General features: G+C 72.5%; 21 protein-coding genes and 1 pseudogene. 10 read left to right on the forward strand and 12 right to left on the reverse strand.

The genetic code is table 11. The features are described 5' to 3' along the window. Positions 1-131: 131 nt before the first annotated feature. Positions 132-2,474: an NB-ARC domain-containing protein gene (locus ACFYT4_RS02195; RefSeq protein WP_389264376.1), complete on the forward strand. Its 2,343-nt coding sequence runs from the start codon at positions 132-134 to the stop codon at positions 2,472-2,474. A 156-nt stretch (positions 2,475-2,630) separates the two neighbouring features. Here the strand turns inward: ACFYT4_RS02195 and ACFYT4_RS02200 are convergent, their stop codons facing one another. The 3 genes from ACFYT4_RS02200 to tdh all read right to left on the reverse strand — a co-directional run bounded on the left by ACFYT4_RS02200 (position 2,631) and on the right by tdh (position 5,965). Then, positions 2,631-3,551 (reverse strand): LysR family transcriptional regulator, encoded by a 921-nt coding sequence (locus ACFYT4_RS02200; RefSeq protein WP_389264377.1) that lies wholly within the window; start codon positions 3,549-3,551, stop codon positions 2,631-2,633. Positions 3,552-3,594: 43 nt separating this feature from the next. Continuing rightward, complete coding sequence (locus ACFYT4_RS02205; RefSeq protein ID WP_389264379.1) at positions 3,595-4,773, reverse strand: glycine C-acetyltransferase; 1,179 nt, start codon at positions 4,771-4,773, stop codon at positions 3,595-3,597. Positions 4,774-4,936: 163 nt separating this feature from the next. Further along, the gene (gene tdh, locus ACFYT4_RS02210; RefSeq protein WP_389264381.1) at positions 4,937-5,965 is read right to left on the reverse strand and encodes an L-threonine 3-dehydrogenase; all 1,029 of its coding nucleotides are present in this window, start codon (positions 5,963-5,965) and stop codon (positions 4,937-4,939) included. A 335-nt stretch (positions 5,966-6,300) separates the two neighbouring features. Between tdh and ACFYT4_RS02215 the strand changes: the two genes are divergently transcribed. After that, positions 6,301-6,591, forward strand: a complete 291-nt coding sequence (locus ACFYT4_RS02215; RefSeq protein WP_389264383.1) for a hypothetical protein — start codon at positions 6,301-6,303, stop codon at positions 6,589-6,591. Between the two features lie 382 nt (positions 6,592-6,973). Here the strand turns inward: ACFYT4_RS02215 and ACFYT4_RS02220 are convergent, their stop codons facing one another. From ACFYT4_RS02220 to ACFYT4_RS02230, 3 genes are all read right to left on the reverse strand, one after another. Beyond that, a complete protein-coding gene (locus tag ACFYT4_RS02220) occupies positions 6,974-8,236 on the reverse strand; it encodes a DUF6397 family protein (RefSeq protein ID WP_389264385.1) in 1,263 nt (420 codons plus the stop codon). A gap of 137 nt (positions 8,237-8,373) precedes the next feature. Then, positions 8,374-8,778: a roadblock/LC7 domain-containing protein gene (locus tag ACFYT4_RS02225; RefSeq protein ID WP_389264387.1), complete on the reverse strand. Its 405-nt coding sequence runs from the start codon at positions 8,776-8,778 to the stop codon at positions 8,374-8,376. Between the two features lie 80 nt (positions 8,779-8,858). Then, positions 8,859-9,464 (reverse strand): ATP/GTP-binding protein, encoded by a 606-nt coding sequence (locus ACFYT4_RS02230; protein WP_389264389.1) that lies wholly within the window; start codon positions 9,462-9,464, stop codon positions 8,859-8,861. Positions 9,465-9,629: 165 nt separating this feature from the next. On the opposite strand from ACFYT4_RS02230, the gene ACFYT4_RS02235 reads away from it, so the two are divergent. Next, positions 9,630-10,196: a GNAT family N-acetyltransferase gene (locus ACFYT4_RS02235; RefSeq protein ID WP_389264391.1), complete on the forward strand. Its 567-nt coding sequence runs from the start codon at positions 9,630-9,632 to the stop codon at positions 10,194-10,196. A gap of 74 nt (positions 10,197-10,270) precedes the next feature. On the opposite strand, the gene ACFYT4_RS02240 is transcribed toward ACFYT4_RS02235, so the two are convergent. The 4 genes from ACFYT4_RS02240 to ACFYT4_RS02255 form a co-directional block, all read right to left on the reverse strand. Beyond that, positions 10,271-10,678: a DUF742 domain-containing protein gene (locus ACFYT4_RS02240; protein ID WP_389264393.1), complete on the reverse strand. Its 408-nt coding sequence runs from the start codon at positions 10,676-10,678 to the stop codon at positions 10,271-10,273. Between the two features lie 22 nt (positions 10,679-10,700). Further along, entirely contained in the window at positions 10,701-11,132 is a 432-nt protein-coding gene (locus ACFYT4_RS02245) for a roadblock/LC7 domain-containing protein (protein WP_389264395.1), read from the reverse strand. Continuing rightward, positions 11,129-13,714 carry a nitrate- and nitrite sensing domain-containing protein gene (locus ACFYT4_RS02250; protein WP_389264396.1) on the reverse strand — a complete coding sequence of 862 codons (2,586 nt, stop codon included), beginning with the start codon at positions 13,712-13,714 and terminating at the stop codon, positions 11,129-11,131. The genes ACFYT4_RS02245 and ACFYT4_RS02250 overlap by 4 nt, the downstream gene beginning before the upstream one ends. Before the next feature lie 163 nt (positions 13,715-13,877). Continuing rightward, positions 13,878-14,693, reverse strand: coding sequence for an MHYT domain-containing protein (locus tag ACFYT4_RS02255; RefSeq protein WP_389264398.1), 816 nt, complete (start codon positions 14,691-14,693; stop codon positions 13,878-13,880). A gap of 151 nt (positions 14,694-14,844) precedes the next feature. Here ACFYT4_RS02255 and ACFYT4_RS02260 point away from each other — a divergent pair, with 151 nt between their 5' ends. The 3 genes from ACFYT4_RS02260 (at position 14,845) to ACFYT4_RS02270 (ending at position 16,948) form a co-directional block, all read left to right on the forward strand. After that, positions 14,845-15,444 (forward strand): class I SAM-dependent methyltransferase, encoded by a 600-nt coding sequence (locus ACFYT4_RS02260; protein WP_389264400.1) that lies wholly within the window; start codon positions 14,845-14,847, stop codon positions 15,442-15,444. Positions 15,445-15,693: 249 nt separating this feature from the next. Beyond that, positions 15,694-15,990, forward strand: coding sequence for a hypothetical protein (locus ACFYT4_RS02265; protein WP_389264402.1), 297 nt, complete (start codon positions 15,694-15,696; stop codon positions 15,988-15,990). Between the two features lie 127 nt (positions 15,991-16,117). After that, positions 16,118-16,948, forward strand: coding sequence for a hypothetical protein (locus tag ACFYT4_RS02270; RefSeq protein ID WP_389264404.1), 831 nt, complete (start codon positions 16,118-16,120; stop codon positions 16,946-16,948). A 703-nt stretch (positions 16,949-17,651) separates the two neighbouring features. On the opposite strand, the gene ACFYT4_RS02275 is transcribed toward ACFYT4_RS02270, so the two are convergent. Both ACFYT4_RS02275 and ACFYT4_RS02280 read right to left on the reverse strand, forming a co-directional pair. Further along, positions 17,652-17,834, reverse strand: coding sequence for a hypothetical protein (locus ACFYT4_RS02275; protein WP_389264406.1), 183 nt, complete (start codon positions 17,832-17,834; stop codon positions 17,652-17,654). A gap of 71 nt (positions 17,835-17,905) precedes the next feature. Further along, positions 17,906-19,018: a fatty acid desaturase family protein gene (locus ACFYT4_RS02280; protein WP_389264408.1), complete on the reverse strand. Its 1,113-nt coding sequence runs from the start codon at positions 19,016-19,018 to the stop codon at positions 17,906-17,908. Between the two features lie 504 nt (positions 19,019-19,522). Between ACFYT4_RS02280 and ACFYT4_RS02285 the strand changes: the two genes are divergently transcribed. The 4 genes and pseudogenes from ACFYT4_RS02285 (at position 19,523) to ACFYT4_RS02300 (ending at position 26,685) form a co-directional block, all read left to right on the forward strand. Beyond that, on the forward strand, positions 19,523-22,426 hold the full coding sequence (locus ACFYT4_RS02285) for a DEAD/DEAH box helicase (RefSeq protein WP_389264769.1): 2,904 nt from the start codon (positions 19,523-19,525) through the stop codon (positions 22,424-22,426). Continuing rightward, positions 22,423-23,772, forward strand: a complete 1,350-nt coding sequence (locus ACFYT4_RS02290; protein ID WP_389264410.1) for an SWF or SNF family helicase — start codon at positions 22,423-22,425, stop codon at positions 23,770-23,772. The genes ACFYT4_RS02285 and ACFYT4_RS02290 overlap by 4 nt, the downstream gene beginning before the upstream one ends. Positions 23,773-24,699: 927 nt before the next feature. Then, a pseudogene (locus ACFYT4_RS02295) lies at positions 24,700-25,327 on the forward strand (N-acetylmuramoyl-L-alanine amidase). A gap of 104 nt (positions 25,328-25,431) precedes the next feature. Beyond that, positions 25,432-26,685 carry a GAF domain-containing protein gene (locus tag ACFYT4_RS02300; RefSeq protein ID WP_389264411.1) on the forward strand — a complete coding sequence of 418 codons (1,254 nt, stop codon included), beginning with the start codon at positions 25,432-25,434 and terminating at the stop codon, positions 26,683-26,685. Positions 26,686-26,798: the final 113 nt, after the last annotated feature.

The raw sequence follows: 26,798 nt of genomic DNA on the forward strand, positions 1-26,798 counted from the left end.
GCGATCCTGACGGACGCCCGCGCGGAGCGCCCCTGATGCCAGGGGCACACCTGTCGACGGGCCCATACCGGTGCGCGAGCGCCAGTCCCGTGAGTAGGCCAAGTGTGCACGAAATACGCGAGACTGGGCGGATGCTGGGCAACTTACCCGAGGAATCGACCAGTTTCGTCGGACGCGAATGGGAGCTGTTCCGCCTCGACCGCGCACTGGAGAAGCACCGTCTGATCACTCTCGTCGGCAGCGGCGGAGTGGGCAAGTCACGGCTGGCGCTGCGCGCAGCGCGGCGGGCGGCCGACCGCTATCCCCAGGGAGTGGCGTGGGTGGAACTCTCCCCGCTGCAGGGGGACCGGCTGCTGCTGACCACCGTCTCGGAAGCGTGCGCCCTCTTCGACCACACCCCCCGGATGCCGGTCGACGCCCTGTGCGAGTGGCTCGCGGAGAAGAGGCTGCTGCTGGTGCTGGACTCCTGTGAGCACCTCGTCGCGGCGTGCCGGGCGCTGCTCGGGGATCTGCTCACCACGGTTCCGGGACTGACCGTGCTCACCACGAGCCGAGAGCCCCTGGGACTGGACGCCGAGCGCCTGATCGACGTGGAACCCCTGTCCGTGCACGGGCCGGACGCGCTGGAGCTGTTCACCCAGCGGCTGGCCTCGGCGCGGAGGACCGGTGGCGGCGCGCCGGTGGCGGATGCGCCCGGACCGGATCTGCCCGATCCGCCGGGGCCGGATCCGGCCGCGCCCGGCCGGGAGGCGGATGTACGTCGTGCGGACGGGCGCGGTACGGATCCGGCGGGTTCGAAGGAGCGGGCGGATACGGGCGGGGGCGCGTCCGGCCCGGGGCGGTCGGGTGCCGGCGGTTCACCGGACACGGGCACGGACGCGGACACGGGCACAGGCGCGGCCGAAGGACCGGGTGGTCCGGACACGGATGGTTCCGGTGGTGCGGACTCCCCCGGCCCGGGGACGCGCGACGCGGGACGGATCGTGGCCGCGTCGGCACGGATCTGCCAACGGCTCGAAGGCATCCCGCTGGCACTGGAACTGGCCGCGGCCCAGGCAGCTCGTACGGGTGTCGAGGAGGTCGCCGACCGGCTCGTCTCACGCTTCGACGTGCTGGAGGCCGCCGAGGACGTCGATGTACGACCGGAGCGCCACCGGACGATGCGGACGGCCATCGGCTGGAGCCATGAACTGTGCGCACCGCTCGAACGGCTGCTGTGGGCGCGCCTGACCGTGTTCCGAGGGGACTTCGACGAGGCGTCCGCGCGGTCCGTGTGCGCGGGTGGACCCCTGGACGCCGCACTGATCGGCCCGCTGCTGGAACGGCTGGTCTCCGTGTCGGTGCTGAGGTCCGTGCGGGCCGGTGACGCCATCCGCTTCCGCATGCTCGGCACGATCCGGGAGTACGGCCGGCTGTGGCTGTGCGCGCTGGAGGAGGAGACCATGGTGGCGCGGCGCCACGCCGCCCATCATCTGCGTCTCGTGCTCCGGGCCGAGAGTGAGTGGCTGGGCCCCGGACAGGCCCGCTGGTACCGCAGGATCAGCGCCGCCCACACCGAGCTGTGCGCGGCGCTCGACCACTTCCTCACCGACTCGCCCCGGCACGCCCTCCGGCTCGCCGGGCTGCTCGGGTTCTTCTGGAGCTGCTGCGGCCATCTGCACGAGGCCCGTGACTATCTGGAGCGGACGCTGACCGCCCACACCGGGCAGGGGCCCGACCGGACCCGGGCGCTCTGGGCCCTCGGGGTCACGATCACACTGCAGGGCGAGTACGGGACGGCTCAGCGTGTCAGCGACGCCTGCACCCGTTCCGCCCAACTCGACGACAGCGCGGAGGGCGCGCTCTCGGCGGCGTATCTCAGTGGCCTCATCGCCCTGCTGACGGGCCGTCCCCTCGAAGCGGAGCAGACGGCGGCGCGGGCGCTGGACGCGGCGGGGGGCCGCCCGTTCGACTCGCCGTCACGGCTGCGCTGCCATCTCGTCCGGGTCTTCGCGCTGACGGGTCTCGGCCGGCTGCCCGAGGCGCGTGAGCACGCGCTGCGACTGCGGCACGGCTGTGTGACCCGCGGCGAGTCCTGGACGCGTGCCTATCTCGACTACCAGCTGAGCCTGATCACGCTCTTCGCGGGAGAACCGCGGGAGGCGGCCGAGTACGCGCGGGCCATGCTCGCATGCAAGAAGGGCCTCGGGGACAGTTTCGGCATCGCGCTCGGTCTGGACGTCCTCGCCGCGGCGATCGCCGCGGGCGGCGACGGCAGACGGGCGGGCCGGGTGTACGGAACGGGCCAGGCGTTCTGGAGCACCGTCGGCCACCCCCAGCGCGGCACCCCGGAGCTGCAGGCGGTGCGCGAGGCATGTGAACGGGCGGCGCGGGCCGGGGTCGGCGACGCGGTCTACGAGCGCGCGTACCGGGAGGGCGCGACCACGGACCTCGACACGGGGCTGCGCGCCGCCCTGCTTCCGCCGGGCGGTTGAGTGTTCGGCCGGTCGAGCCGTTCGGGACGTCGGGCGGTCCGCAAGGCCGGGCGGTTCGGCCCGGTGGGTGAGCGATTCGCGTGGTGGGCGTCCGTCCGGGTGGCGATCCCGCCGAGCGGGACCCGTCCGCGCGTGGCACGCGGTTGTCGCACTGGCTCAGGCGGGTGCCGGGGCCAGGTCGGACGCCGAACGGGAGAGGGCCGACAGGACCGGGCCGATCAGGGGATGCCGTTCCGCTCCCCGGCGCACCGCCGCGAACACCCTGCGGGTCGTCGCCGGGCCGGACACCGGGCGTACGACGGCGCCCTTCAGCTCCATACCCCGCAGCGCCGAACGGGGTACGAGCGCCACCCCCGCGCCCGCCCCGGCGAGCGCCACCACCGCGCGGAAGTCGTCGGAGGAGTGGACCAGACGGGGCTGGAAGCCGGCCAGCTCGCAGGCCAGCAGCACCATGTCGTGGCAGGGGTTGCCGGGGTAGGGACCGATCCAGTCGCTGTCGGCGAGGGCGGCGAGTTCGATCCGGTCGTTCACACCGAGCGGGTGGCCGGCACGGAGGACCGCGTCGAAGGGCTCCGCGTGGAGCGGGACGCGGGCCAGCCGCGGATCGTCGGCGCCGGGTGCCCCGCGGTACTCGACGGCGACCGCGAGATCCGCCTCGCCGTCGAGGACCAGAGGAAGGCTCTCGTCGCCCTCGGCGTCCCGGACGCGGATCCGGATCCCGGGGTGGCCCTCGGCCAGGATGCCGATCGCCGGGGCGACGACCTCGGCGATGCCGGTGGCGAAGGCCGCGACGGTGACGTCTCCGGAGGTGCCGCCCGCGTACGCCGCCAGCTCGGCCTCGGCCTGTTCCAGCTGGGCCAGCACGGTGTGGGTGTGGGCGAGGAGGATCTCCCCCGCCGCCGTCAGCCGAACGCCTCTGCCGCTGCGGATGAGCAGGGCGTGGCCGGTCTCCTGTTCGAGGGTGTTGAGCTGCTGGGAGACGGCCGAGGGGGTGAGGTAGAGGGCGGAGGCCGCGGCGGTCACCGTACGGTGGTCCGCCACGGCCCTCAGGATGCGCAGCCGTCGGGGGTCGATCACGTGGTCATTCTGCCAGCGGGCACTGAGCCGTACCCGTCCGGATCTATCCCAGCTCCCTCCGTGCGTCGATGAACGCGGCGACGGCCTTCTCCACGTCGTCCGGTGAGTGCGCGGCGGAGAGCTGGACGCGGATCCGGGCCCGCCCCATGGGAACGACGGGGTAGGAGAAGCCGATGACGTAGACCCCGCGTTCCAGGAGCAGTTCGGCCATCCGGCCGGCTTCGGCCGCGTCGCCGATCATGACGGGGGCGATGGGGTGGTCGCCGGGCAGGATCTCGAAGCCGGCGTCCGTCATCCTGCGACGGAAGAGGGCAGTGTTCTCGATCAGACGTTCGCGCAGGTCATCGGCCGTTTCCAGCAGGTCGAGCACCGTGAGGGAGGCGGCGGCGATCACCGGGGCGAGCGAGTTGGAGAAGAGATACGGACGGGAGCGCTGGCGCAGGAGCGCGACGATCTCGGCGCGCGCGGCGACATAGCCGCCCGACGCGCCGCCGAGGGCCTTGCCGAGGGTGCCGGTGACGATGTCGACGCGGTCCATGACACCGGCCAGCTCGGGAGTGCCCCGGCCACCGGGCCCCACGAAGCCCACGGCGTGGGAGTCGTCGACCATGACCAGGGCGTCATAGCGGTCGGCGAGGTCGCAGATCTCCGCGAGGGGCGCGACATAGCCGTCCATGGAGAACACGCCGTCGGTGACGACGAGCCTGCGGCGCGCGTCCTGGGTCTCCTTGAGCTGCTGCTCCAGTTCGTCCAGATCGCGGTTGGCGTATCGGTGGCGGCGGGCTTTGGAGAGCCGGATGCCGTCGATGATGGAGGCGTGGTTCAGGGCGTCGGAGATGACGGCGTCCTCGGGACCGAGGAGGGTCTCGAAGACACCGCCGTTGGCGTCGAAGCAGGAGGAGTAGAGGATCGTGTCCTCCTGGCCGAGGAACGCGGAGAGCCGGGCCTCCAGCTCCTTGTGCACGTCCTGGGTGCCGCAGATGAATCGTACGGAGGCCATGCCGTATCCCCAGCGGTCCAGGGCCTCCTTCGCGGCGGCGATGACCCGGGGGTGGTCGGCGAGGCCGAGGTAGTTGTTGGCGCAGAAGTTGAGCACCTCGCCCGAGGCGACGGACACGGTGGCGCTCTGCGGGGTGCCGATGACCCGCTCGGGCTTGTGGAGACCGGCTTCGCGGATCTCGTCGAGAGTGTCGCGGAGGTCGTCGCGGACGGACGCGTACATGGGTGAGTGCTCCCTTGGGGTGGTTGCGAGCCGGGGGTCGGCGGGTGGCGGGGGGCGGTCGGCGGGGCGGTGCCCGGGCGCCGAGCGCGCGGGGCGGGTTGGCGGGTCCGCGGTTCAAGGGTCGGGGGTCGGGGGTTGAGGGGGCGCGGGTCGAGGGGCGGTGTCATCTGGTCCAGTCGAGGATGATCTTTCCGCTCCGCGCGGTGGCGGCCTCGTCGAAGGCGGTGTCGAAGTCCCGGAAGTCGTAGCTGCCGGTGATCACCGGGCCGAGGTCGAGCCCGGCTTCCAGGAGCACGGTCATGGCGTACCAGGTCTCGTACATCTCACGGCCGTAGATGCCCTTGACCGTGATCATCGACGTGACGATCCTGGACCAGTCGACGGCGAACTCCTGCGCGGGCAGGCCCAGCATGGCGATACGGCCGCCGTGGGTCATGTTGTCGACCATGTCCCGCATGGCCTCGGGCCGGCCGGACATCTCCAGGCCGATGTCGAACCCCTCCTTGAGTGCGAGCAGATGCTGGGCGTCGGCGACGGTGTGCTCGGAGACGTTCAGCGCGAGGGTGGCTCCCGCCTTCCGGGCGATCTCCAGGCGGGACTCGCTCACATCCGTGATCACGACGTTGCGCGCGCCGGCGTGCCGGGCGACGGCGGCGGCCATGATGCCGATCGGACCGGCGCCGGTGATCAGAACGTCCTCGCCGACCAGCGGGAAGGTGAGCGCGGTGTGCACGGCGTTCCCGAAAGGGTCGAAGATCGCGGCGATGTCCAGGTCCACCCGGGTGCGGTGGACCCAGACGTTCGACGCGGGCAGTGTGACGTACTCCGCGAACGCGCCGTCCCGGCCGACCCCGAGACCGACCGTGCTGCGGCACAGATGGCGGCGGCCCGCGAGGCAGTTGCGACACTTGCCGCAGACGAGGTGTCCCTCACCGCTCACCACATCGCCCACCGCGATGTCCCCGGCGTCCGGGCCGACGGCCGCGACCTCGCCGACGAACTCATGGCCCAGGATCCGTGGGGTGCTCACCGCCCGGCGGGCCCAGGCGTCCCACGAACGGATGTGCAGATCGGTGCCGCAGATCCCGGTGCGCAGCACCTTGATCAGTACTTCCCCCGGGCCGGTCTCCGGCTCCGGCACATCCATGAGCCACAGGCCGGGCTCGGCATGCTGCTTGACAAGTGCCTTCATCAGGGCGGCTCCAGGCATGGTGTCGGACGGCCAAGGACGAGTACGGCCAGGCTGGACAGCTACAGCTGACCCCGCAAACCGTGACAGCGCCGGTCGGCGGACCTGCACCAATCTGCCGACCATGGTCCGGGGAGTCCATCGAGGATTTCTTAAGCGGGCCCACAGCGCAGCTTCACGACGGACGGGAAAGGCCGGGCCCACGGGCCGCCGTGATGCTCGTGGGCCGGTGCGGTGAGGGCAGCGGGGACAACGTGAGGAAGCCCGGGAGACCGGATTTTCGATTTGGGCACGGCACATCAGTCGCGCATATGGCCTAGCGGTGCGAGCCTGGGAGGATGAGCTGGGCATCATGGACGACCACCGGAGTGTATTCCGGTCGTGGAGGAGTGCTCACCGACGAGGTCGGCGTACTGACCGGGGATCTGACTGTGCACACCACCTGGGCCGGTGGTGAGGCGCGCGTCGCTGTTCAGTACAGCGGCGCGTCCGACTGGTTCACCATGTCGGGCAGTCCCACGCCCTGCTCTTCGGAGGACGACAGCCGGGCACTGCACCAGGCCGTGGTGCAGGCGGTGGAGGAGGGCGGCGGCGCCACCGTCCCGGCGGTACCGCACGCCGCTTCCTAGGCCCAGCCGCGCTGTCACCGTCGCCCGCCCGGCTTCCCGCCCGGGCGGGTATCGGGCGTGTCACGGCACTCCCGGGCACCCGGTCGGGGTCCTGGCACGCCCTCGGTGCGGCCTCCGAGCCGCGAGCCCGGCCGTCTCCATGGGACCGGCGGCCGTCCCGGTGACGGAGTCGAACCCGGAATCCCGGAACCCCGGAACAGTCCGGCCGGCATACGGGGCCTGGAGGCCCTGACGCCCGACGGTGGGGGTGCCACCGGAAGCATGCACGGGCGATCGCCGTAACGACGGGATCCGGAGCGGGTCCACCCGCCATACGGGTGCGGGTCGGATCGCAGCCCGGCACAGAGGGGTACAGCGGAACCTCAAGCCAGCGGTCTCGCCCTCAAACCAGCGGTCTCGTCTTTCGGAAGCGCAGCCGCCCGAGGAGCCCGAGCCCGCGCCACGGGCGGCGCGAGGGGGTGCGCCGGTCGCATCGGGACACCGTCCGCGGACCGGCGGTCCATGTCGCTCCCGGAAAGGTCCCCGAATTCGCGCCCGTGAGCACATCCGGAGGAATCCGAGGCGTACGCCGACAGGTCGTGGGGTCCGCACCCGGATCCTTCCCGGTGCCGATGCCGGTGCCGCGCCCGGCCGGGCGAAGGCCCGGTAGCGAGCGTGCCGGGCCGGAGACCGGTTCCGAGCCGGCCAGGGGCGGGACCGGATCGGGTCCCACCGGGCCGGGGACAGGATCAGCACCGACCGGGTCGGGGCCGACCGGACCGGGAACCCGGTCCCGGGCGGGAACCCCGGCACTCACGGCGGCGGGCCTTCCGGCGGGCCCGGGCGCGCGGCGAGCCCGCCGCGCCTCGTGCAACTCCTGCGCCAGGCTTACCCGATGCCACAGGATCTCGTCCGGATGGTCCGCCAGCAGCAGCCGCTCGACCACGTCATGGGCAGCGGGCGACTGCGGGCGGGCGGGAACGAACTCGGGCCGCAGAGCCCGCAGATGCGACCGCTCATCGGCGTCGGGCACCGCATCGGCGACAGTGGCCGGATCGAGCAGGGAGGCGATGGCCGCCGCTCGCGCCCAGGGGTCTTCCGTCATCCGCAGATACGATCCGAGGCGTCTGCTGCGCCAGTTGCGGGCGCGCCGGTCCTCGCCCTCCTCCAGCATCGCCCGCAGCTCCTGCGGTGCTCTTCCGGTCAGCAGATCGGGGCGGGTCAGCGCGAAGCCCCTCAGCTCCTCGGCGAGATAGAGCCAGACAACGGCGCGGTAGCGGTTCAGATAGAAGCGGATCGGTGGGAAATGGCCGGTGCGGGCGAGCCGGGTGAAGCGCGCCGGACTGATCGTGACCAGTGCCGCGCCTTCCACGGTGCCCACGGTGCGTACCCGCTCCCGTAGCGCGTCGGGATGGTAATCGGCGCGGCGCAGCCGGTCGATCTCCTCGTGAGCGACTCCCGGTGGACCGCCACTCGCACCCGGGACCGTCCGGATGTACCCCAGCTGAAGGGCGAGATCGAACTCCCCCCGCTTCAGATCGAGCGCGTGAGCGGCGCGACCCGGTGTCAGCGGCGCACGCCCGGCCGCTTTCGCCGGAGCCTCCGAGGCGTCCGGCGCTCCCCGCTCTCCCGGAGTCTCCCCCTGCCGTGTTCCCTGTCCTGCCATGACGATCGGTCTCCCCCGTGAGTCGACGAATACTCTCGGTGACGACCATAGCCGGACGCGGCGATCTCCCGCCCGGCCTGTGGAAAACTCCGCGAGACGACCCCGGCGCCGATGGCCGACAAGGCAGTATCCGCAGGTCAGACCGTACTTCCGCCGGGATGCCTGGCCTCGACGCTGAGATGTTCCCCGACCCGGTTGACCATCAGGGTCATCTCGTAGGCGATCTGACCGACGTCCGCCTCGGCCTCGCCGAGGACACAGAGGCAGCTGCCGTCCCCGGCCGCGGTGACGAACAGCAGCGCCTCGTCGAACTCGACCATGGTCTGGCGGGCCCTGCCCGCGCGGAAGTGGCGTCCGGAGCCGCGGGCGAGGGAGTGCAGGCCGGAGGAGACCGCGGCGAGGTGCTCGGCGTCCTCCCGTGCCAGCCCGGTACTCGCCCCTGTCACCAGACCGTCGTTGGACAGCACCAGCGCGTGCCTGATGTGCTCGATCCTCTTCGTCAGATCGTCGAGCAGCCAGTCAAGTCCTTTGTCCATCGGCATGGTTGATCCCTCCCCGCGCGCACGCGTTCCCCGTGTTGCCCGTAAGCCTTTCGTACAGAAGACCACAGGGCAAGGTGTTGTTAGCCGACGGAATCAAGCAGTCTTGCGGTGTACATCCGACCGGCATATCCAACAAGGCGAACAAGTACCTCCTTCCCGGAGTCACGATCCCGGGCATCGCACAGGACAACCGGTGTTCCGCCGTCCAGATCGAGTGCCCGGGAAACGTCCTCGGCTCCGAATGCGCGCGCTCCGGAGAAACAGTTGACTGCGACAACGAATGGGATCCCGCGGTGCTCGAAGTAGTCGACGGCGGGAAAGCAGTCGACGAGACGCCGGGTGTCGGCGAGAACGATCGCGCCGAGGGCTCCCTCGGACAGGTCGTCCCACAGAAACCAGAAGCGGTCCTGCCCGGGCGTGCCGAAAAGATAGAGGGACAGGCCGGAGCGAATGGTGATACGCCCGAAATCCATGGCGACGGTTGTCGTCGTCTTGTGGTCGACACCGCCTGTGTCGTCCACCGCACTGCCCACCTGGCTGAGTTGTTCCTCGGTGCGCAGGGGCCGTATTTCGCTCACGGCGCCGACGAGCGTTGTCTTCCCTACGCCGAAACCGCCTGCAATCAGGATTTTCAAGGCGAGGGAGCCGGTCTCGCCGCCATCCGGCTGAGAGCTTTTCTGGACCATCTGTCACTTCTCTCTGAATCGGGCCGGTTTCGCTTGTGAGAACGGCATCCGGCACGGGCGCCGGACGGGCCGGGCGCCGCCATTTCCGGCGGATCCGGGTCCGTCCCGCCGAGCCGCCCGGATATTCGCTGGTGGGTGGTGCCCATGGGTGCGGAGGATCGGGCCATGACCGTCCTCCTCACAACCGCACGCCTGACCCTGCGCGCCCTCGGCGAGGCCGATCTCGACCAGTTGTTCGCCTTGGAGAACGACCCGGAGGTCATACGCTTCCTCAACGGCGGACGGCCCACCACACGCCGGGCCGTGCGGGCGGAGTCCCTCCCCCGGCTGCTGCGGCACTACGCGTGCATCGGCGGCCCCGGTCACTGGGCGGCCGAGGAACGGGCCACGGGGAGGTTCCTCGGCTGGTTCGAGTTCCGGCCGTCGGCACACGACAGCGCGGAGGTGGTCGAACTCGGATACCGGCTGGGCAGGGAGTTCTGGGGCCGTGGCTATGCCACGGAGGGGGCACGCGCGCTCATCCGCACGGGATTCACCGAACTCGGCGTACGGCTCGTCACCGCGAAGACGATGGCGGTCAACACCCGTTCGCGGCGCGTCATGGAAAAAGCGGGAATGCGCTATGTCCGCACCTTCTTCGAGGACTGGCCGGATATCATCGAGGGCTCCGAGTCCGGAGATGTCGAGTACTCCCTGGCCGAAAACGACTGGCGGCGAGTAGGCGGGGCGTAGGGCGGCCGCCGCGGGCGGAGGGCCCCGTCGCCAGGACCGGCCGGGGCACCCGGTGCCGGGTCGGCAGGAAGGGGCTACAGCGCCCTCAGGCCCGCGATCACCTCCCTGAGGAGGCGCTCGTCGGGCAGCTGCGCGGGCGGCACAGGGCGCCGGACCCGGACGTGCCCTGCCTCCAGGAGGTCCCCGAGGAGTACGCGTACGACGCCCACCGGCAGGTCGGCGTCGGCGGCCAGTTCCGCCACGGACTGGGTCTCATGGCGGCACAGCTCCAGCAGGGCACGGTGTTCGGGGCCCAGCAGGCTCTCCTCCGCCTGGCCGGGACCGTCGGCCGCGATGTCGACGAGCGCGATGAGGTCGAACCGTACGTTGCCGGGCCCCGGTCTGGTCCGCCCTCCGGTCATCGCATAGGGGCGGACGAGCGGGCCGGCTTCCGCGTCGTACCAGTGGCTGCCGGGGGCGCCGGTGCCTGTCGGCTCGGTCATGGTCTGTCGCCTCGGTGATCTCTCAGGTCGCGGTGACGCGCGGCGGGGTGCGCAGATGCTCGCCGACACGGGCGACGAGCCGGGCCATCTCGTAGGCGATCAGCCCTATGTCGGCGACGACGGAGGTGAGTACGGCGAGGCAGGAGCCCTCTCCCGCCGCGGCGACGAAGAGGAAGCCGTCGTCCATCTCCACCATCGTCTGGCGGACGCCGTCGGCTCCGAAATGCCGTCCCGCCCCTTTGGCGAGGCTGTGGAATCCGGAGGCGACGGCCGCGAGGTGCTCGGCGTCCTCGCGGGAGAGCCGCTGCGAGGCACCCACCGCCAGTCCGTCGTTGGAGAGCACCACCGCGTGCCGGACTTCGCCCATACGGAGAACGAGGTCGTCGAGGAGCCAGTCCAGGTCACCGGTGAGGTGGCCCGTCGTGGCCCGCCGGACCGTGTCGTGGTCGATCATGCGCTGTCTCCTTCTGTGCCGTGGGTGGTGGTGCCGGGTGCGGGCGGGCCCTGAGGGGGACCGCCCCGGGGACGGCCGTCCGGGACGGGGGCGCCCGGCGGGGCGCCGCCGCCTCGCGCCCATCCGTTGCGGTACGCCGTCATCCGGTCCCGTACGTGTTCGGGGGTGCGCTCCGGGTCGTCCCCGGGTCCGCCGGAGGTGCCCGGTGGCCTCTCAGCCGGGCGGCCGTCCCTCAGCTGAGGGACGAGATTCGCCTGCCTGACCCGCCGCGGGAGTTCGGCCTCGTCGGGCAGCGGGGGTGCGCTGCGCAGCCTCATGGCGGTGACGCCCGCGGGCTGCGGCCGAGCAGGGGTCGGCGACCCCAGGGCAGGCCGGTGCGCCTGCGCGGGTACCGCGGGCCCCTCGGGCTCAGGGACGGGGCCGGGGAACGGCGGTACGGAGGGTGCCGCGCCCCGGGCCGCCTGCGCCTGCGCCTGCGAGCCCTCGGGTGCCGGGAGCGCGCTCTGGAGCAGTGAGGTCGGCAGCAGCACCACGGCGGTTGTGCCGCCGTAAGGAGAGGTCCGGAGATGGACCTTGATGTCCCGGCGCAGTGCGAGCCTGCTGACGACGAAGAGGCCCAGTCGCTCGCTGTCGAAGAAGTCGGGGGACTCCGACTCCCCCAGCCTGCGGTTGGCCTCGGCGAGCACCTCCGGTCCCATCCCCAGACCGCGGTCCTCGATCTCCAGGGCGTAGCCGTTGCCGACCGGTTCACCGCTGACGCTCACCTTGGTGTGCGGCGGCGAGAACTGCGCGGCGTTCTCGACGAGCTCGGCCAGCATATGGGTGACGTCGGCGACCGCCGCTCCGGCCACCGATGTCTCGGAGAGCCGGCGGACCTCCACGCGCGCGTAGTCCTCGATTTCGGAGACCGCTGCCCGCACGACGCTGGTGAGCGGGACGGGCATGCGCCAGGCCCGCCCCGGCGCGGCGCCCGAGAGGATGATCAGACTCTCCGCGTGCCGCCGCATCCGGGTGGTGAGATGGTCGAGCCGGAACAGGTCACCGAGTTCGCCCGGGTCCTCGGCACGGCGCTCCATGGTGTCGAGCAGGGCGAGCTGACGGTGTACCAGGACCTGGCTGCGGCGGGCGAGGTTGACGAAGACGCCGGAGATGCTGCCCGCGAGTTCGGCACGCTCGACCGCGGCTCGCAGGGCGGCCCGGTGCACGGTGCCGAGCGCCTCGCCGACCTGTCCGATCTCGTCCTCGGCCGGTGGTCCCAGCGGTGCTTCGGCTCTGATGTCGATCTCCTGGCCGGTACGCAGTCGGCGCATGGCCTGGGGCAGCCTCTGGCGGGCGATGCCGAGGGCGGTGTTGCGGAGGCTGGTGAGCTCGATGACGAGGCCCCGGCCGATGCGTACGGAGATGACCAGGGACGCCACGACGGCGGCGAGTCCCAGGAGTACGGCGGCTCCCGCCGGCGTGAGAAGGCCGTCCTGGACGGGGTCGGTGCGGTGGGCGGCACTGCGGTGGGCGGTGGTCTCGATGGCCCGCATGCCCTCGGCGACCGCGATGTGGGCCCTGTCCCAGTCGGCGGCGGGGACGGCCGCGGCGCGCCTGCGGCCCGCGCCGGCCGCGACCGCCTTGTCCTCGGCCGCCTGGAGCCTGCTGTAGTCACCCCGGTTGGCGAGGTCTCGCCAGGCTGTCCGCTCGGGGCCCCGCAGATCGGTTGCGGCGGATACGGTGAGAGTCCTACGGGTTGCCACGGCTCCGATGTAGAGCCGGAGCCGTTGTGTGGTGATCGACTTGCTGAGATGTGCCGAGCCGAGGAGGGCGTCCTCCTGGGCGAGCATTTCGCCGGCTCGGGCGAATTCCAGGAGGACACGGGCGTCGGAGGCGGAACCGGCGTCATGGACTCCGGCGACCGCGCCCGAGACGTCGAAGGCGTCGGTGACGACAGAGGTGTACTGCTCGAAGGTGGCGTCCCAGTCCGCCGTGCGGCCGAGGACGGCGGTGCGCAGAGTCCGCAGCTTCTCTGCGCGCGTGACGAAGCGCTCGACGCGTGCCGCGACGGCGGGCGGAATGCCGTCCGCGGCAGCGACCGTCGTGGCGGTGTCGAGGCGGAGTTCCCGCAGGGCTTCGTCGGTTCGCCGGGCTTCCTGCCGGAGCGCGGTGGCCCGCTCTTCGGAGGGTGCGGCGACCTGGCGGACAGCCGCCCTCCGTTCGGCCTGGAGGGCGGTGACGGTGGTGGAGACGGGTGCGCGCACCTGGGCTTCGAGGCTCTGGAGCTGGCGCAGCCTCGACACGTCCTGTGCGGTGGAGACGGTGGCGAATCCCCAGAGGGCCAGCAGGGAGATGACAGGCACCATCAGAAGGGAGATGACTTTGGCCCGGACGGTCCGGGCGCGGGGCAGGCGGAGCCGGTGCGAGAGGGCGGATCGCGGGGGAATGCCGCTCAGCCGTGCGGTGCGGTCGTGCGGTTCCTGGCCGGTGTGTTCGACCGCGGGGCGCCCGGCGTGTGCGCGTCGCCCGCGGACCGGTTGCGGGGCCGGGGCAGGCGGTGGCGGCGCGGGGGCGGCGCCCTGGTTCCTGCGGGGTGTGCGCATGGCCTCCTCGTTCCGGATGCGGGACTGGGGTGACGGCAGGGTCGTGGGCGGACGGATGGGTGGGGGCGGTTTGTCCGGAGCCCGGCGTTCGGTCCGGATGCCGGGTCCGCTCGGTGGGTTGCGCGGTCCGGCGGACGGCCCGGTCGGGCAGGCGGGATCGGGGTCAGACGGTGGCTGCGGAGGCGGGCGCGGGCGGATCGGCGACCAGGGGATCGCGGGGATCGGTCGGCCGCTCGGCGGAGAGGTGGACGGAGTGCTCCCGCGCCGTCGGAGAGAGAGCGACGAATGCCGCGGTGACGAAGAGGTAGGAACCGAGACCGACAGCGAGGGGAAAGATGAACTGCATGGCGGTGGCCCCGGAGAGGGCGATATCAGTGGACTCCGTCCGTACGCTGACGGCACGCATACCGGTGTAGTGCATGCTGCTGACCGCCGCACCCATCACCAGCGAGGCGACGGCGACCGCGACCGGCGACTTGATGTTGATGGCGGCCCAGAGAGCCGCGGTCGCGGCGACCACCGCGATGACGACGGAGAGTGCGACGAGCATCGGGTCGTAGTGCACCGTGCCGTGCAGCCGCAGGGCGGCCATGCCGAGGTAGTGCATGCTCGCCACGCCCAGGCCGGTGGTGAGTCCGCCGATCAGCAGGGCACCGGCGCGGTTGCGGCCGTAGCCCACACAGAACACACCGATGCCGACGACCAGCATCGCGACGACCAGACTGAGGATGGTGAGGGGAACGTTGTATCGGATGTCTGTCCCGCGGACGGAGAAGCCGAGCATCGCGACGAAGTGCATCGTCCAGATGCCGGTACCGATCGCGGAGGCCGCTGTCAGAAGCCAGTTGCGCCGTGAGGAGCCGCTCGCGGCGAGCGCGCGTACGGTGCAGCGCAGTCCCAGGGCAGCGCCGATCACGGCCATCGCGTACGACAGCACAGGAGTCAGCAAGCCGAAAGATGCGTGGTCCAAGTGTCCCATGGCTCAGGGACGCTAGCCCTGGTAGGGGCACATGCCGGGGGTGCATTTCGAAAGGTGATGGAATATGACAGAGATACGTTCCTGAACGATCGTGCCGAGGTCGAACGTGTGCACCGCGCGGCCGGGTGCGGCACTGAGGGATCATGACCCCATGTCCGACGAGCACACACGTGTCCAGGAGTTCTTCACCGCCCGAGCCGCCGGCTGGGACGCCCGGTTCCGGGGCGACGGACCGGCCTACGCGGCCGCCGTGGGCCGGCTGGGGCTCCACGAGGGGGACACGGTACTGGACGCGGGCTGCGGCACCGGGCGGGCGCTCCCGGCGCTGAGGGCGGTGGTCGGACCCCGGGGCACGGTACTCGGAGTCGATCTGACGTCCGCCATGCTCGCAGCCGCCGTGCGGGCGGGGCGTGACGGCGAAGGGCGACTGCTGCTGGCGGATGTGACCCGGCTGCCATTGCGCGACGGCGTGCTCGACGCGGTCTTCGCCGCGGGCCTGATCGCTCACCTGCCGAGGCCGGAGGTGAATCTGGAGGAGTTGGCGCGGGTGGTGCGGCCGGGAGGGAGGCTCGCCCTGTTCCATCCGATCGGCCGGGCCGCCCTCGCCGCACGTCAGGGACGGCAGCTCACGGCGGACGACCTTCGGACCGAGCCGAACCTCCGAGGGCTGCTCGGCGGTTCGGGTTGGCGGATGACCTCCTACACGGACGAGGGCACGCTGTTTCTCGTGCTGGCGGTCCGCCGGGGCTGAAGCCGGCGATGCGAAGGGCTGAACCCGGTTTCATCGCCCGATGTGCCGACCCAACCGGGGGCGGTCGCAGGGGAGGCAGGGACCCGGACCGGGCGGGTTCTCTGTCCGGAGGGCGCCCCGCCCGCTGCCGGTGAGGCACCGCGCGCCGGAGCCGTTTACTCCTAATGGGCGTGGAGCCACCGCTGCGCGGGGATGGAAGAGGTGAAAGATCGGTGGCGGCGGCCGCCGCCCCTGGGGAAGGTGGTCCGGGTGTTCAGGAGACTCCGCAGGTTCCGCAGGTCCCTCGTACGGCGCCCGGAGACGGGACCGGTCACCCCGTCCCCCTCGCGGCGGCACAATGTCTTCGAGGCCGCCGCGTCGTATGTGTCGGGATGCGCCGAAGACGATCAGGACCAGATGGACACGGCCATGACCTGGGTGTCGCCGGAGGCGCTGTCCTTCGGGATAAACGAGCTGGCGTGCCGTGCGGTCATCGTGCTCGCCCGGGAGCGGGACGAGTCCCCCCAGGAGGTCGCCCGCAACCTCCTCGGCCTGCCCGCCGGCTGAAGCACCCGCCCCACCCGGGTGGTTGTGCCCTTTTCGCCGTACAAGAGGTCTCGACGTCCGGGTTACTCACTGGTTAAGGTGCGCCGACGAGCGATCGGACAGGCACGATCGGGCAGGGAGAAGTGATGTGACCGGGCCGGAGGAAACCGTCGACGACGACGCGCTGTATGTGCTGACCGCCGTGCTTCTGACGCCGGCGCAGTTCCCGAGCGTGCTCGGTGACGACTTCCCCGCCGCGTGCGCCGCACTCGGCCTTGAGGCGTACGCCGATGGATACGGGCTGGTGCTGGGCCAGGACTACGGTGGTGCGCGCTGGACCGTGGCGATCGACGATGTCTCGATGGTCGCCGTCGCCATCGCGTCGTGGGACTGCGGTATGGACCACGACCTGTCCCCCGACGAGCGCACGGTGGTCAGCGCCCTGCCCGGCTGGCCGCTGGCTCTCGCGGTCGCCGCGCCGGGGCTGCCGGAGCCGCATGACCCGGCGCCCGGGGAGTGCGACGGCCTGACTCCCCTCGCCCCGCCGGACAGTGAGGCATGGGGGCCGGCGCAGCGGCGGCTCGGTGCCGACGAGATCGCGCTCCAGTGGGCCGAGTGGCGTCGGCAGATCGCCGATGATGTCGCTCTTCCCCCGGCCGGAGCGTCCGAGGGACAGGACGGGGAGGACGTCCAGGAGGAGTCGGGGCAGCCTCATCCCGGGCTGAGGCGGGCGCTGGAGTCGGCTCGCGGATATGTGGAGTCGCCGCCGCCCGTGGGGCGGATCCGCTCCGGCTTCGCGCCCGGCGGCGCGCGTACCCTGCGCGCCGACGGACCGGGCTGGTCCATGGTCGCCAGAACCGACGACATCGCCTTCTTCCTGCTCGACGAGGAGCCCGGCGAGGTGCTCCCGCTGGGCCGGGGGCCCGAGCTGCCGGGGCTCCTCGAAGCACTCGAAGCGATGGCCGTCCGGCCGTACTAGCCCTCGCGCCGAGGAGTGCCGGACCGAAAATGTTCGCCGACTTCCTCCCGTCCGGGAGACGGGCATCGGCAGCTTAGAGCGCCGTTGCCGCCGAAGTCCCGGACGGACGAGACGGTCCGCAGGACAGATTTCCGGGGAGCCGGAGGCTCGGCGCGGAGGGCGGGCCGGTCCGTACCGTCGTCCTGGGGCCCTGCCCTCGCCCCCGCGTGTCGCCCGAGCGACCGCCGGGCCTGCGCCCCCACGGCCATGTACGGCTCACCCGCCGCGCTCCGGAGGCGGCCCGAGCCCGGTTGCGCCCTGCCGTCCGGAGTCGTCACGGTACACGCTCACTCCGGCCGTGTGGGCCGGGCGCGTCGCCCACGCTTCCGGACCACGACCGCCACACGCGCTCGTAAGGTCCCGTCCCCACCGCGCCCGGCGCCCGTACCGCTTCCGCGATCCAGGGCTCGCTTGTGTCGTGCTTCCCCGTCCGGGTCCGGGTCGGGCCCGCCTGCGGATCGTCACCCGACGGGCGACCTGTTCCTCGGGGCCCCGGGAGGGCCCGGACGCCGGGCACAGCGGCCCGGCCGCCTCCTCGGCGGCCGGGCAACGGCTTCACCCCCGGTGCCGTACGCGCCTCACCCGGACCGACCCGGACGCCGCCCGGCGCGGGCAGGTCCCGCGGCGGGCGGACAGGGAAAGCCGGCCGGTCTGCGTGGTGCGTTCAGCGGCCGATCTCCTTGCGGGAGATCCTGCGCAGCCTGCGGCGCTGCCCGGGGTCGAGCGCCAGATACGCCACGGTGGGCACTCCGAGCACGACCAGCAGGGAGAACCAGAACCCGATCAACGGCATCAGAAGAAGGCCGACGGCCACTCCCCCGATGACGAGCTTCGTACGTGTCGACATCTCGACGCCTCCTCGCGCGGCCCAGGGGCCGTTCCTGCCGGTGGAACGTACGGGAATACCGCACAGTTCCACTATGCGTCGGACCGCAGCGGTTCGCCGACCTCGTGCATGTGGTTCAGCGCCTGCCGGTAGGACTCGGCGAGCCCCGTTTCCGTGTACGGGATGGAGAGCGACCGGCAGTGGGCGCGTACGAGCGGCTGGGCGAGCCTGAGGTGGGGGCGGGGCATGCTCGGGAAGAGGTGGTGCTCGATCTGGTAGTTCAGACCGCCCAGCAGCCAGTCGGTGACCGGGCCGCCCCGGACGTTGCGCGAGGTCAGGACCTGTCGGCGCAGATGACCCCAGCGCTCGCCGCTCTCCTCGTCGGGCATCTCCATCCCCTTGTGGTTCGGCGCGAAGGCCATGCCCAGATGGAGCCCGAGCAGCATCTGGTGGACGAGGGCGAAGACCAGTGCCCGGCCGAGGGTCATGGTGCTCAGCAGCAGCACGGCGTACGCAGCGACATGGACGAGGAGGAGTACGGCCTCCACGCCCCGGCTCCGGGCCGCCCGGCTCGATCCGCTCCCCTGCCCCGCCGTGCCCCGGGAGAACACCGCGCGGAAGCCGTAGACCTTGAGCGCGATGCCTTCGAGAGTCGTGAGCGGGAAGAACAGCCAGGCCTGATGGCGGGTGAGCCAGCCGCGGAACCCGGTGCGCCCGACGGCCTGCTTCTGGGTGAAGACGAGGATGTCCGCAACGACATCGGGGTCCTTGTCGATGTGGTTCGGGTTGGCGTGGTGGCGGTTGTGCTTGTCGTTCCACCACTCCTGACTCATCCCGAGCAGCAGATTGGCGTGGACGAGCTGGGTCATCCGGCTCCTGCGGCGGTTCCCGGTGATCTGCGCGTGCCCCGCGTCATGGCCGAAGAAGGCGGCCCGGGTGGAGAACAGAGCCAGTAGCGGCGCGAGCAGGATCACCCACCAGGAACCTCCGGCGAGGGCGATCCCGCTGACGACGGCGGCGAGGGCGAGCAGATTGACGGTGATACCGCGTATGTACCAACCGGTGCGGTGCTCCAGAAGTCCCTGTTCCCTGACGACCCGCAGAAGGGGTGCGAACTCACTGCCGGTGTTCCGCGCGGTCGACGTCTCCGGGGCGGTCGGGACCGCCCGCGGTTCCCTGGCGGAGGCGGCGGTGGCCTGAGGCATGGAAGTCTCCGGTCTGTGGGCCGTGCGCGGTGCTCGCGCGACTGCTCTGACCTGAGCAAACGTAGGTTTGCGGGGCCTTTCCGGGGAATGACGCCACCCCCCGGGCCCCACCGGGGGCAATCCCACTGCCGGGGGTGGTGCTGAGTACACCCGCCCCGCCGCGCGGGCATGCGCGAGCCGATACCCAGGGATTTGTGAGTCGAATCACAGCACTGAAGGTCACGCCAGAGCGAGTCGTCGAGTACCCTCGGCGACTCTCAGTTGCTCCAGTAGTCAAATTTGAGGAACTCGGTCATCGCTGTGCACAGACCCTCCGCGGCATCCACCTTCCCGGCCGCCGGATCCCCTCTTGCCCCCTCGCCGTCCGACACCTCCCGCACCGCCCGCCCCGGCCCCCGCGCCGACTCTCCCGCCGCTTCCGGCGGACCTCACACCACCCCCGGCAGCCCCCGCCCGGCCGCCGACGGCTCTACGGCCGCTCTCGCCCGCTGCCCCGCCGTTTTCCTGCCGGGCGATCCCGCCCGGTCCGGCCGGATGGCGTTCTGGCACCCCGGGGCGACCCCACCCGAACTCCCCGGTGGAGCCACCGAGTCGCTGACCGTGGTCGCGGACGACGCCCGCCCGCACACGGTGTCCGCCGTGGTGCTGCCGGTGGGGGACGCCCTGCCGCTGCTGACCAGGGCACGGTTGGACACGGACGCTTCGCCCGCCGTCGCGTTCTGGGGCTCCGCGGCCGTCCTCGCACTGCACCTGGTGGCCCGGGGGCTGCTGTTGCCCGGACTGAGCGCCTCCGATCACGACGCCTGGCGGGTCGGGCCGCTGACGCCCGAGGACGTGGAGCGGATCCGTACGCTCGCCGCGTCGATGCCGCCCGCGGCCCACGCCGTACCGCTCGGCGCGCCGCCGGTCATCTCTCCGGGCCCGGGGGCCGCCGCCGGGACCGAGGCCGAACGGGACGGACCCGTACTGCTGCCGGAGCCGGAGCGTCTGCTGCGGTCGTTCCTGGACGCCGTCGCGGACGGTCTGCCGCGTTCGCCCGCGGCCGCGATCGCGGCGGGCGGCCCCGCCTTCGCGGCCCGGGAGCCGCTGCACCTGCCCGCCGGGCGGACCTGGGCGGCCGACATCGCCGCCGGTCACGACGCCGGTGTCCGGCTCTCGCTGCGTATCGAACTCATCGGGGCCGGGGCGGTGGACGCCGATGCCGGGGACCCGGACACCGGGGCCGCACACGACGCCCCCGGCGAAGCGGCTCCGGGCTTCCGGGCCGTCCTCCAGATGCACAGCGTCAGCGATCCCGCCGTTGTCGCCGACGCCGCGGACGTCTGGGCGAGCGGCGACCAGAAGGCGGCCCCGGGAGCCGGTTTCGGGCCGCGCGCCCGGATGGACGCGCTCCTCGCGCTGCGCCGTGCCGCGCGGGCGTGGACTCCGCTCACCCCCCTGCTCCACGCCGCGGTTCCCGACACGATCGAACTCGCCGACGAGGAGATCGCCGAGCTGCTCGGCGACGCCGCCCGCGCCCTCGCGACGAGCGGTATGCAGGTGCACTGGCCGAAGCAGCTCGCGCACCGGCTCACCGCGCGTGCCGTGATCGGCCCGCCGGACGAAGACTCCGGCACCGTCGACGAGTCGGGGCTGCCGTCGTTCCTGTCGGCGGACGCGCTGCTGGCCTTCAACTGGTCGTTCGCACTGGGCGGCCGGCAGCTGTCCCGTGAGGAACTGGACCGGCTCGCCCAGGCGAACCGCCCCCTCGTCCGGCTGCGTGACCAGTGGGTCCTCGTCGACCCGGAGGAGGTCGGGCGCGCCCGCGCGAGCCAGGACCGCAAGCTGTCCCCGGTGGAGGCGCTGGGTGCCGTACTCACCGGCTCGGCCGAGGTCGACGGCCGGCGGGTCGACGTCGGGGCGTCGGGCTGGGTGGCCCGCCTGCGCGACCGGCTCGCCAACCCCGAGGGCGGTGCCCAGGAGATCGGCCCGCCCGCGGCACTCGCCGCCACCCTGCGCGACTACCAGCTGCGCGGGCTGAACTGGCTGAACCGGATGACCTCCCTCGGCCTCGGCGGCTGCCTCGCCGACGACATGGGACTCGGCAAGACGATCACGCTCATTGCGCTCCATCTGCACCGGCAGACCGACCCGTCGGCCGCGGGCCCCACCCTGGTCGTCTGCCCGACGTCGCTGATGGGCAACTGGCAGCGGGAGATCGAGAAGTTCGCGCCCGGGACGGCCGTACGCCGATTCCACGGCGCGTCCCGCGATCTGGAGGGGCTCGGCGAAGGGTCGCCCGGCGAGTTCGTGCTCACCACGTACGGCACCATGCGGCTCGACGCCGACCGGCTCGGTGAGGTCGCGTGGGGCATGGTCGTCGCCGACGAGGCGCAGCACGTCAAGAACCCGTACTCCGCGACGGCCCGGCAGCTGCGCACCATCGGCGCCAGGGCGCGCGTGGCACTGACCGGAACGCCGGTGGAGAACAATCTCTCCGAGCTGTGGGCGATCCTCGACTGGACCACTCCCGGGCTGCTCGGCCGCCTCGCCGGCTTCCGCGCGCGATACGCCCGGGCGGTCGAGGGCGGCGGGGATCCCGCGGCGGCCCAGCGGCTGGCCGCCTTGGTGCGGCCGTTCCTCCTGCGCCGGCGCAAGTCCGATCCGGGCATCGCGCCCGAACTGCCGCCGAAGACGGAGACCGACCGGACCGTCTCCCTCACCGTCGAACAGACCGGCCTGTACGAGGCGGTGGTACGGGAGACCCTGGACGCCATCTCGGCGGCCGACGGGATGGAACGGCGCGGTCTCGTGATGAAGCTGCTCACCGCGCTCAAGCAGATCTGCAACCACCCGGCGCAGTACCTGAAGGAGGAGCGGCCGAGGATCCCGGACCGCTCGGGCAAGCTGGAGCTGCTGGACGAACTCCTCGACACCATCCTGGCCGAGGAGGCGAGTGTGCTCGTCTTCACCCAGTACGTGCAGATGGCACGGCTGCTGGAGCGGCATCTGGCGGCACGCGGTGTCCGGACGCAGCTGCTGCACGGCGGTACGCCGGTCGCGGAGCGCGAGGCGATGGTGAACCGGTTCCAGGACGGTGAGGTTCCGGTCTTCCTGCTGTCGCTGAAGGCCGCGGGCACCGGGCTCAATCTCACCCGTGCCGGTCATGTCGTGCACTTCGACCGCTGGTGGAATCCGGCCGTCGAGGCACAGGCCACCGACCGGGCGTACCGCATCGGCCAGACCCAGCCGGTGCAGGTCCACCGGCTGATCGCCGAGGGGACGATCGAGGACCGGATCGCCGGCATGCTGGCGCGCAAACGGGAGCTGGCGGACTCGGTGCTCGGCTCCGGCGAGGCGGCCCTGACGGAGCTGACGGACGCGGAGCTGGCGGAGCTGGTGGAACTGCGAGGGGGCGGGGCCCGATGAACGATCACTTCGACGAGGACGGCGAACAGAGCGAGCACGACGGCCGCGAGGGGTTCGGCGGACCCGAAGGGCCGGACGGGAGCCGTGATGACGGCGAGAAGACGTTCGCCGCGCTGCCCCCCGTCCACGGCCGGGGTTTCGCCCGGTCGTGGTGGGGCCAGACCTGGCTGAAGGCACTGGAGGACACGGCTCTCGACTCGGAGCAGCTGAAGAAGGGCCGCCGGCACGCGCGGGAGGGCTCGGTCGGAGCGGTGTCGGTACGTCCGGGCCGGATCACCGCGGTCGTCCGGGACCGGGACGGCACCGGGCAGCGCGGCGATGTGCTGCTCCAGGAGCTGAGCGACGCGGAGTGGGACCGCTTCCTCGACATGGCGGTCGACCGGGCGGAGCACATCGCCGCGCTGCTGGACCGCGAGATGCCACCGCATCTGGTCGAGGACGCGGCGGCCGCCGGGGTCGAACTGCTGCCGGGGATCGGGGACCTGGAGCCCGAGTGCGGCTGCGGGGCCTGGGACCTGTGTCCGCACACGGCGGCCCTGTGCTACGCGGTGGCGCGCCTGCTCGACCAGGATCCGTTCGTCCTGCTGCTGATGCGGGGGCGCGGCGAACGGCGGCTGCTGGACGAGCTCCAGGCGCGCAGTGTCTCGCGGGCGGCCGCCGGCATGCCCGAGGAGGCGCCGGAGCCGGAAGGGGTGCCTGCCGGCGAGGTCTTCGCGGCAGCGGGCGTCCTGCCTCCGCTGCCCCTTCCGCCGCCGCTGCCCGACGCGCCGGGGCAGCCGCCGTCGCTGCACACGGAGGCCGACCCGGCTCCGGGCGTCGATCCGGACGCGCTGGAGTTCCTGGCCTCGGACGCGGCCGTACGGGCCCACCGGATGCTCGCCAAGGCGCTCGCGCCGGGTCACGGCCGGCAGCCGGTGGAAGCCGGGCTGACGCCGGATGAGGACGCGGTACGGATGGCGGCTTCGGTTCCCGGGCCGGTGATCGCGGGCCGTCTCGCGGCGGGCACCCGGCGGCAGCGGGCCGAGCTGGAGCTGGCCGTACGCGCCTGGAACACGGGCGGCCCGGCGGCGCTCACCGTGCTCGACGACACATGGACGCCCGGGCCGCAGGCGCTCGCGCGCGCGTCGGCGGTACTGGACGGCGCGTGGGAAGCGGCGGACCGGCCGCGGCTGCGGGCGTCGGGCGCGGGCCGCTGGACGGTCGTGGGAGCGGACGCCCAGTTGCGCCTCGGAGGCGACGGCCGCTGGTGGCCGTACCGCAAGGAGAAGGGCCGCTGGGCCCCGGCCGGTCCGGCCGACCACGATCCGGCGGCCGCGCTGGCGGGCGTGGTGGCCGGGAGCGACTGACCGCGCGCGGCCGAGGAGCGCGCCCTCGGGCGCGCTCCGGGCGCCCCCTGTGCCGGCACCGGAGCACCGAGTGCGCGGCTGCCCGGCTCTGCCGTGCCGTCCTGCCGTCGTGCCGTCGGAACCTCTGAGACCGCGTCTGTCGTGGTGAGAGGCGATCTTCAGGCCGTGGCAGGGAGCGGGTACGTGGGGTCGGACTGTTCCGGACGGGCTGTGGGACATCGCGAAGCCGCTGATGCCGCAGTGGCAGGTGCGGTCGCGGGGCGGGGGAGACACGGGCTACAGGGGCTCACGGTCCGGGGAGGCGCCGTCTGGAGGGCCCGGCCCGCTCCCTGGTCGCGGGAGCAGCGGTCCACCCCGGGGCCCGGCGCCCCGGGGCCCGACGGGCTCCGGCCCCCGGACGGATCCCGGCCGTACCCGGCCCACGGGCGGGTCGACGGTCACACCCGCGCCGCCAACGGCCCACGGGCAGGGCCCCGGGGGCCCAACCGCGCCCCAACTCGGCCCCGTCTCCGGTGGATTGATGTGTCATCAAACCTTTCCCCGGGCTTCCCCAGGGCGCGTCACAGTCGTACCGTGGACCCCGCTCGGGCCGGACCGGTCGGGACCGGCTCACGCCTCCCGCCGGACCGGCCCGGGACCAGACCGCGCGCGGCCCCGGAAGCCGGACCGCCCGACCGCCCGACCGCCCGGGACAGGAAAGCCGTCGCCCGGAGAGCCGTACGCCCCCTGGCCGACCACCTTCGTGGCTCCGGGTCCTTCTGGGCCGGTCGGGCGAAAGCCCGGCCCCGGCGTGCGACACCGCCGTCGTCCCGCCCGCGGTATCGCGGGGAGAGGCAGCCGACGGGAGATCCTCGGGACGGCCTCCGCGCCGATGCGGAGGGCCCTTCCCCCCTCCCCCGCTTCCGAGTCCGCACCAGGAGACGCCCGATGGACCGCAGAAGACTGCTCCGGGGTGCCGCCGTGACCGCCGCCGCCGGTGCGCTGCTGCCTGCGGTCCGCGCGCGGGCCGCCACCGCCCGCCGCCGTCCCGGGCGCGCCGACGCCCGGACCACGGTGTCCGCCGGGGCGGATGTCGACCACCCCTCCGCCCTCTGGATGCCGGCCGCTGCGGACAACTACACGGAGGCCGAACGCCCTTCCGGGTATCCCGTCGACCTCGTCGTGGTCCATGTCGCCCAGGAGACCTTCGCCGACACCGTCGCCGTCTTCCGGGACCCGGCGCGAGGGGTGTCCGCGCACTACGTGGTCCGCTCGGCGGACGGGCAGATCGCCCAGTGCGTACGGGAGCGGAACATCGGCTGGCACGCGGGCAACTGGGACTACAACACGCGCAGCGTCGGCATCGAGCACGAGGGCTGGACCGACCGGCCCGCCTCTTTCACCGACGCGCTCTACGAGAAGTCGGCGGCGCTCACCGCCGCGATCTGCGACCGGTACGCGATTCCCAGGGACCGTGCGCACATCATCGGCCACCGAGGTGCCCGGTTCCACGCACACCGACCCCGGCCCGCACTGGGACTGGGAGCGCCACCTCCGTCTCGTGAACGCCTCCTGATCGCCGGATCCTGCGCGCAGCGTCACCCGAAACGTTTCTGAAGGTTCCTCAAACGCTTGTCGCGCCCGCCCGCCTGGGTCACGATATGGGCCTGGGAGGCCGAGTTGAGCGACGCATGGGTGGCTCTGGAGCCGGGCGCGGACCCGGCGGAGCGGATCGCCGCGCTCCGCCGGGCGCACGACGCGTATCTGACCGCGGGCAGGGTCGAGCGGCCGGTGCGTTCCGTGGTGGCCGACTCCTGGCGCCGGTCGGCCCGGGCGCGGGTGAGCCCGGAGACCACGGTGGCCGTCGAACTGGACGCCGACGCGCTCACCGCCTACCGCGAGAGCCATCCTCTGGCGCGGGTGATGCCGCTGGTCAGGGAGCTGATGGGCGCCTATGCGACGGACGGCGAACATCTGGTGGCACTCTGCGACGCGCACGGCCGGCTGCTGTGGGTGGAGGGTCCGCTCGCCACGCGCCGCAAGGCCGACGCGATGAACTTCGTGCCCGGTGCCCGCTGGGCCGAGACGGTCGCCGGGACGAACGCGCCCGGTACGGCGATCACCGTGGACCGGCCCGTACAGGTGTTCGCGGCCGAGCACTTCTGCCGACCGGTGCAGGCGTGGACCTGCGCGGCCGCCCCGATCCACGATCCGGCGACCGGGCGGGTCCTCGGCGCGGTGGACATCACGGGCGGTGACCGGCTCGCCCATCCGCACAGCCTCGCCTTCGTGGGGGCGGTCGCACGGGCCGCCGAGTCCCAGCTCGCGCTGCTCGCGCCCGCGCCCACGGCGGGGAGCGTGCAATTATCCGCACTGGGCCGGGACGAGGCGCTGCTGGTCGTCGACGGGCGCAAAGTGCGTCTGAGCCGGCGCCACAGCGAGATACTGGTCCTCCTCGCGCACCGCCCGGAGGGCGTCGGCGGTGACGAACTGCTGACGGAGCTGTACGAGGACGAGTCGGTCACCCCGGTCACCCTGCGGGCGGAGCTGTCCCGGCTGCGCGGCCTCCTCGGCTCCGAGCTGCTGCGCTCCCGGCCGTACCGGATCGCCGCCCAGGTCGACACGGACTTCGACACGGTGGCGCGGAGGCTGGCGTCCGGAGCCGTCACGGGCGCGCTCAGCGCGTACACCGGCCCGCTGCTGCCCGCCTCGGGCGCCCCCGCGGTCGTACGGCTGCGCCGCCGTCTGGAAGACCAGCTCAGGGCGGCCCTAATCGCCCGCGGCGACCCCGGACTGCTGGCGGACTGGGCGTACAGCCCCTGGGGCGAGGACGATCTGCGGGTCTGGCGTGCCCTGGCGTCCGTGCTCCCCGCCTCCCAGCGTCCGGCCGCGCTGGCACGGGTGCGGGAGATCGATGCCTGGCAGGGCGGGTGACGCTCTGGTGCGCGCTGGCCGGCGGCACGGCCCCACGCGGGGTCGTCATGGCCGTCCGGCGCCGCGGGACGGCGCGGCGTCCGGGCGTTGCGGAGGCGGCGGACCGCCCGGAC

This window comes from Streptomyces sp. NPDC004609 (assembly GCF_042873655.1).
GTDB lineage: Bacteria > Actinomycetota > Actinomycetes > Streptomycetales > Streptomycetaceae > Streptomyces.